Source organism: Anaerobutyricum soehngenii, assembly GCF_009697165.1.
GTDB classification, from domain to species: Bacteria; Bacillota; Clostridia; order Lachnospirales; family Lachnospiraceae; genus Anaerobutyricum; species Anaerobutyricum soehngenii.
Map to the genome: position 1 here is coordinate 21,958 of NZ_VULP01000038.1, position 7,060 is coordinate 29,017.

General features: G+C 39.1%; 7 protein-coding genes and 1 riboswitch. Of the genes, 3 read left to right on the plus strand and 4 right to left on the minus strand.

Annotated features, from left to right (window positions below; all coding sequences use genetic code 11):
- Positions 1-60: 60 nt before the first annotated feature.
- Together FYJ25_RS13255 and FYJ25_RS13260 are read right to left on the minus strand one after the other, a co-directional pair.
- Positions 61-1,080, minus strand: coding sequence for a molybdopterin-binding protein (locus FYJ25_RS13255; RefSeq protein WP_096239725.1), 1,020 nt, complete (start codon positions 1,078-1,080; stop codon positions 61-63).
- 41 nt (positions 1,081-1,121) lie between these two features.
- Complete coding sequence (locus FYJ25_RS13260) at positions 1,122-2,144, minus strand: XdhC family protein (protein ID WP_096239723.1); 1,023 nt, start codon at positions 2,142-2,144, stop codon at positions 1,122-1,124.
- A 394-nt stretch (positions 2,145-2,538) separates the two neighbouring features.
- Positions 2,539-2,636: riboswitch (glycine riboswitch) on the plus strand.
- 236 nt (positions 2,637-2,872) lie between these two features.
- Between FYJ25_RS13260 and FYJ25_RS13265 the strand changes: the two genes are divergently transcribed.
- On the plus strand, positions 2,873-4,273 hold the full coding sequence (locus tag FYJ25_RS13265; protein WP_154581497.1) for an alanine/glycine:cation symporter family protein: 1,401 nt from the start codon (positions 2,873-2,875) through the stop codon (positions 4,271-4,273).
- Positions 4,274-4,782: 509 nt separating this feature from the next.
- On the opposite strand, the gene hisF is transcribed toward FYJ25_RS13265, so the two are convergent.
- On the minus strand, positions 4,783-5,541 hold the full coding sequence (hisF, locus tag FYJ25_RS13270; protein WP_154581498.1) for an imidazole glycerol phosphate synthase subunit HisF: 759 nt from the start codon (positions 5,539-5,541) through the stop codon (positions 4,783-4,785).
- A 12-nt stretch (positions 5,542-5,553) separates the two neighbouring features.
- Positions 5,554-6,159, minus strand: coding sequence for an imidazole glycerol phosphate synthase subunit HisH (gene hisH / locus FYJ25_RS13275; RefSeq protein ID WP_021907364.1), 606 nt, complete (start codon positions 6,157-6,159; stop codon positions 5,554-5,556).
- 199 nt (positions 6,160-6,358) lie between these two features.
- Between hisH and FYJ25_RS13280 the strand changes: the two genes are divergently transcribed.
- Positions 6,359-6,571: a DUF6465 family protein gene (locus tag FYJ25_RS13280; RefSeq protein WP_096239717.1), complete on the plus strand. Its 213-nt coding sequence runs from the start codon at positions 6,359-6,361 to the stop codon at positions 6,569-6,571.
- Positions 6,572-6,776: 205 nt separating this feature from the next.
- A partial coding sequence (locus tag FYJ25_RS14475) for a hypothetical protein (RefSeq protein ID WP_205677399.1) occupies positions 6,777-7,060 on the plus strand: 284 nt, incomplete at its 3' end.

Genomic DNA, 7,060 nt, shown 5'->3' on the forward strand with positions numbered 1-7,060 from the left:
TTCTGTTTTCTTTCTTATATTTTTCTTCTATTTTTGTTTTTATTTTTTCGTATTTCTTTTTTATTTTCCAAAACCGCAATTCGGGAACGTGCAGACGGAACAGTTTAAGCACAGTCCTCCTTCTCCTAATTCTGCCAGTTCTTCTGCTGTTATTTTATCATCTGCCATCATTCGAGGAAGCGCCAGATCAAAAATCGTTCTTTTTGCATACATAACACACCCCGGCAGGCCGACAATTGGAATATTCTCATTATAATAACTTAATAAAAACATAGCGCCCGGCAGTACCGGTGCTCCGTAAGAAACAATTTTGGCACCGGTATTTTTAATGGCAAGCGGTGTTTTATCATCAGGATCCACACTCATGCCACCTGTACAAAGAACCAGATCCGCTCCTTTTTCGATGAAAGAAAGAATTGCTTTTGTAATCTTCTCATGATCGTCATTACAGATTACCTGTCCGATCACTTCCGTATCATATTCTGCCAGTTTTTCTTTAATTACAGGGGTAAATGTATCTTCGATCCTGTGATAATATACTTCATTTCCTGTAGTAACAATTCCAACTTTTTTATGGACAAACGGTTTTAACGAAAGAATGGTCTGACCTTCACAGACAGCCTTTGCACTTTCCATCTTTTCTTTTTCAATCACGAGCGGAATAATTCTTGTTCCGGCAAGCTTGTCTCCCTTTTTTACCGCAAAATTTCCATGACGGGAAGCAATCATCATCTCACCCATACTATTTACTTTTTTGATTTTATCACTGTTTACTTTCAGCAGCCCATCTATATCTGCCACCAGCTCAATCTTTCCTTCTTTCACCGGTGTCGGATGCATATACTTTCCCTGACACATCTCTCTTAAAATTTCTGCTGCTTCATTCTCATGCAGTTTCTTCTCGCCTTTTTCCCAAATATATACGTTATCCTTTCCAACACTGAGTAATACGGGAATATCCTCCTCCGTAATCACATGTCCTTTCCGAAAAACAGCGTCTTTTGTAACTCCTTTTATAATCTGTGTAATATCATGACACAATACCTGACCTACTGCATCCTGTGTTTTCATTAATTTCATTCTTTTTTCCTCTTTTATATTTATATGCTATAATGTTGGGGTCAAAACTTAACATCTTCAATCAATATGTCAAATGTACCGCCACATGCCATTCCAACTCTGGCTGCTACATCTGCATCCATGACAAAATGAAATAGAAAAGCCTTTCCGCTTCCGATGATTTCACATCCTTTTTCAATGACCTTACTTTCTGCCAGACCACCTCCAACACTTCCCAAAATAGACTTATTTTCAAAAATCAGCATCTTTGCCCCTTCTTTTCTCGGCGAAGATCCCTGTGCTTTTAATATTGTTGCCATTGCGCACGGACGACTTTGTGAAAGCCACTCTGAAAGCACTTCATAATCTAATTCCGTCTGCACTTTTCCATCTGTCTTTTTCGTTCTTTTTGTCAAAATAAGCTCTGCAAGAATCGATACTGCAATTTCTGGCGGCGTTACCCCTTTAATCGGCAGCCCGATCGGATTGTGAACCTGGGCAATTTTTTCTTCTGAAATCCCCATGCCTTTAAACATCGTAAACTGGGCACTTACTCTTCTTTTTGAACCAATCATGCCAAGATATCCCGGCATTTCATGCGTTAAAATATAATAAAGGCAGTCCCCGTCACAACTATGCCCTCTCGTAACAATTGCCACATAATCATTTTTATTAATATGTAATTCCGGAAGCACAGTTTTAAACTCACCACAAATTACATTCTTTGCCTCCGGAAAACGTTCTTCGTTGGCAAATTCCTGTCTCTCATCGATCACCCAGACAGCAAATCCTGTTTTTGCGGCAAACTCACATAGATACTTGGAAATGTGGCCACCTCCAAGAATGATCAGACGTTCTTCTTTCGCAATCGGCTCAAAAAACCTCAGTGTATTCTCCTCTTTTAAAAGAAGCGGCTGATAAGAAAATCCAGGTTCTGCCGGCTCTATAATACTTCTTCGCAAAAAAACTTCTGTATTAGGTGCCGGAACACTCTCTCCTTCTGTTGAAAAAATTTCTGTCACAAGATTACAGACTTTATCTTCTAATAAATACTTTATCAGCTTCTTTTTTAACTGTCCTTCCATCTGTCAAATGTCTCCTTTAATTTTCACTTTCTACATTATAATAACATTATTATAACAACAATATTCTTTTATCTCAAGTTCTACTCTTGCATCACTCGATTAGAAAAACTTTATCTCAGTCGAGAAGACTCCCACCCCTTTCAGGTAGTGAGTGACAGCAAATTTGTCTCAGTGGGAGGCCAATCTCCGACTGAGATAAACGCTCCGCGAGGATGCGCAGTGATTCTGTAAAGAATATGTCAGCTTACGCTGACCAGAATCACGGCCAAGTCTCGCGGCTGCTCGACTTGAATATTTTGCAATTTTACCTGCATATTCTTGCATTTTTAAAAAAACATATTGAAATACTTTTTATTTTATGATATTTTAGTATTGTTTGCTATATAACAATACAGCATTACTCTCTGGAGAGTCTTTACCGCGATGTAAAGCGCCGAAGGTGTACGGCAGTATATCTGCTAATCTCTCAGGCAAAAGGACAGGGCACTATAAATGCATGTTTAACTCTTTTGAGGGCTGATGATGGGTATCAGTCCTTTTTGTGTCTTTAGAAAACTGTAGATTCTTACTTTGCAAAGGCAGTTTCCCCTTTTCCGAGATGATTTTTCAGGAGAATCAATTGTAATATGGTTATTCATATTGTATTTCACACAGAAAAATCTATTAAGAAAGGAAAGATAGAATTATGCCTTTCATGCAATCAGGCATAGTCTGTCAAAACAAGTAATATGTTTGGAACAATCAACACAATCTTAACAAAGATTGACGATTTAGTATGGGGTGTCCCGTTAATCGTCATGATTCTGGCAACCGGTATCTTTCTGACAATCCGTTTAAAAGGTATTCAGGTTCGTAAACTTATCCTCGCTTTTAAGTACATGTTCTCTAATGAAACGGACGGAGAACATGGAGAAATTTCCAGTTTCGGAGCATTATGTACCGCTCTTTCTGCTACGATCGGAACCGGAAACATCGTTGGTGTTGCTACGGCTATCGTTGCCGGCGGACCGGGTGCACTTTTCTGGATGATCGTTGCTGCCACTGTTGGTACAGCTACAAAGTACTCCGAATGTCTTCTCGCCATCAAATACAGAACGGTTGCAGACGATGGACATATTGTCGGCGGACCATTTTATTACATAGAAAAAGGTATGGGCGAAAACTGGAAATGGCTTGCGAAAATCTTTGCTGTTTTCGGTGTTATGGTAGGTCTTTTAGGTATTGGTACCTTCTCACAGATCAATGGTATTACCAGTGCGGTAAATAATTTCTTTGATGCAAACAATGCATGGACTGTACAGTTATTTGGACGAGAATATTCCTGGACAGTAGTTATTGCCGGAATTATTTTAACTATTTTCGTTGCTTTTGTTATCATCGGAGGGCTTCGAAGAATTTCTGCTGTAGCACAGGTTGTTGTTCCATTTATGGCTGTCGCTTACATCATTGCCGCTGTTTTAATTTTAATCCTTAACTATAAAGCGATTCCTGGCGCTGTTGTAGAAATCGTTCAGAGTGCTTTTGGTATGCGTGCGGTTGCCGGTGGTGCTCTTGGTGCTATGATGCTTGCTATGCAAAAAGGTATTGCCCGCGGTATTTTCTCTAACGAGGCCGGTATCGGAAGTGCACCAATTGCTGCTGCCGCTGTACAGACTACAGAACCAGTAAGACAGGGACTTGTATCTATGCTCGGTACAGTTATTGATACTATCATCATTTGTACAATGACTGGTCTTTCTATTGTCATCACTGGAAGCTGGGACAAGGGACTTGAAGGTGTTGCTGTTACAACAAGAGCATTTCAGGTTGGACTTCCTTTCCCTGGAAGGGTATCTGCTTTTATCTTAATGCTCTGCCTTGTATTCTTTGCATTCACTACTATTCTCGGATGGGACTACTACAGTGAAAGATGTCTTGACTATCTTACAGGAAACAATAAAAAAGTAGTTCGTACTTACCGCTGGATCTACATTGCCTGCGTATTTATCGGACCATACATGACTGTTTCTGCTGTATGGACAATCGCAGATATTGTAAATGGTCTTATGGCGATTCCAAACCTGATTGCCCTTCTTGCCTTAAATGGTGTAGTTGTGGCCGAAACGAAAAAGTATTTTCAAAAATTCTGATTGATGGGCTAAGGAAACGAAAACCAGAAATATTATATAGACTAAAATGTGAAGATAGTCGCGGCGCAGAAAATGCCTGACCGGCATTTTTACTTGCTCCGACATCACATTTTAGTCTATATAATATTTCTGGTTTTTACGTTCTTTGGCTCCAGATGAAATCCGTATTTTTGTCTGTGGGAAAGAGGGGATTGTCCATTGTTTTTCAACTGTTCGGTGGGATAAGGCAGGCAGCCGCTGTAATAGAGCTTCCTGCTGAATTGTCAAGAAACTATAATAACGAAAAGAGAATTTTTATAAATATTGCATTTTGTGACTTTGTGCTGCAAAATTTTGACTCTGAAAACTTCGGACTCCTTTTTCCGAAGTTTTCGTTTTTTGAGGCAAAATGGAGCGTTTAGCACAACGGAACAAAATCAAATTTATAAAAATTCTCTTTTCGTTAGAAATCTCCATGAAATTCAGTTAAGTAATCTCCCTTCAGCGGCGTCTGTCTCACTCCCTGCAAATTATATCCTTACTGAAATTTCTTTTTCTCTAAGATATTTTTTCAGGTCCATTATTTCCAATTCTTTAAAATGAAATAAAGATGCTGCTAATGCTGCATCTGCTTTACCTTCATTAAATGCATCGTAAAAATGTTCTTTTGTTCCTGCACCACCGGAAGCGATAACCGGAATTGATACATTTTCTGAAATCATACGTGTCAGTTCTAAATCATAACCTGCTTTTGTTCCGTCACAATCCATACTAGTAAGAAGAATTTCTCCTGCGCCAAGCTTTTCTGCTTTCATCGCCCATTCTACGGCATCAAGCCCCATATCCACTCTTCCACCGTTTTTAAAAATATTCCAGCCGCCATCTTTTCTTCTTTTTGCATCAATAGCAACAACCACACACTGGCTTCCAAATTTATCTGCTGCTTCGCTGATTAGTTCCGGTCGCATAATTGCTGCTGAATTGACAGAAACTTTATCTGCTCCTTCACGAAGAATTGCTTTAAAATCATCTACTGTTCTTATTCCTCCACCAACAGTAAACGGAATGAAAACCTTTTCTGCCACTTTTCGCACCATATCCACTACGGTATTTCTTGCATCAGAAGATGCTGTTATATCGAGAAATACAAGTTCATCTGCCCCGGCCTTATCATATGCTTCTGCAATAGCTACCGGATCTCCAGCATCGATTAAATTAACAAAATTCACACCTTTTACTACTCTGCCGTCATTAACATCAAGACAGGGAATAATTCTTTTTGTAAACATATCTATCTCCTTTTATAACTCCACAAAATTCTTGAGAATCTTCAGACCAATCTCACTACTTTTTTCTGGATGGAACTGACAGGCAAATACATTGTCATGTTCCACAGCTGCATGAATTAATGTAGAATACTCTGTCGTTGCCGCTACATCTTCCTCTCTTCCTGCTTTTAGATAATAAGAATGTACGAAATAGACATACGAGTCCTGTGGGACATCCTTAAAAATCCTTGCATTTTCTTTTATTTTAACAGAATTCCATCCCATATGCGGAATCTTAATCCCCTCTTTATCCGGAATCCTTAAAATCTCTCCCGGCAAAATCCCAAGGCCTTTTACACCTGGTGTTTCATCACTTTTTTCAAAAAGAAGCTGCAACCCAAGACAAATCCCCAAAAATGGAATCTTTCTCTCTACTACTTCGTAAATCACTTTATCAAGTCCATATGAGCGAAGCTTTTCCATGGCATCTCCAAATGCCCCGACCCCCGGCAAGATAACTTTATCACTATTTAAAATCTGCTCACGATCACGTGTGATTATTACCTCTTCTCCAAGATGCAATAATGCTTTTTCTACACTTTTAATATTTCCGGCATCATAATCGATAATTGCAACCATCTTCTTCATCCTCCTGTACTTCATTCCTTTTTATTCTAGTTGAAAAACATTTATTTTGCAAGATTTATCTATAAAAAATTCAAATCTCCACCTTCATTCCTTGTCGAAATTTCATCATTGATTTTTGGTAAGATTTGTTATATGATATTTGTAACAATAGTACATTATAATAATTCCAATCAGGAAAGGGGATACATAAATGAAATCAACATATAATGTAGAATTTGCAGGAAACCAGATTGAAAGCAAAGAGGTTATTGCAAAAGCAAAAAAAGTCTGGGTAGATGCAGGTAATAAAGACCGTAAAGTTAAAGATTTAAAAACGATGGATTTATACCTGAAACCAGAAGAGAACGCCGTATACTACGTATTCAACGAAGAAGAATCCGGAAGTTTTCCACTATATGAATAATACTGATCTGTAGATTTGGTATAGACGAAAAAAAGAAACAATACCATATCCCATCTGCTCTGTAGTCGCTGTGTTTAAGATGCTCGTCCGCATCTTAAACACGCTCCGAAGCCGCATCTGGGATATGGTATTGTTTCTTTTTTTCTGACTATCGCAAATCCATAGCTGGTAAGAATGGGAATTCTCCAGAGGGATACGGCTATCCATGGAATTAAATTCTAAAGGATTGACATTCAAATGGTTGGTTCAAGGATGCCCCGGCATTCTTGTTGGGGCTGTCGCACCAAAAACAGCCCTACCCTATGGCAGGGATTCATGCATTGCATGGAATCGCTGCCATATTTTTACGAACAAGCGTGGGCCCTATGGCATAATCGCAGACGACTTGCGTTTTGATACTCAACTTTCGAACGTTTATGGAAACGCCATTCGCGCTAAACTCGCTACCGCTCAGACAACGCGCTCGGTGGCAGGTTCGTTCTCAAGTTT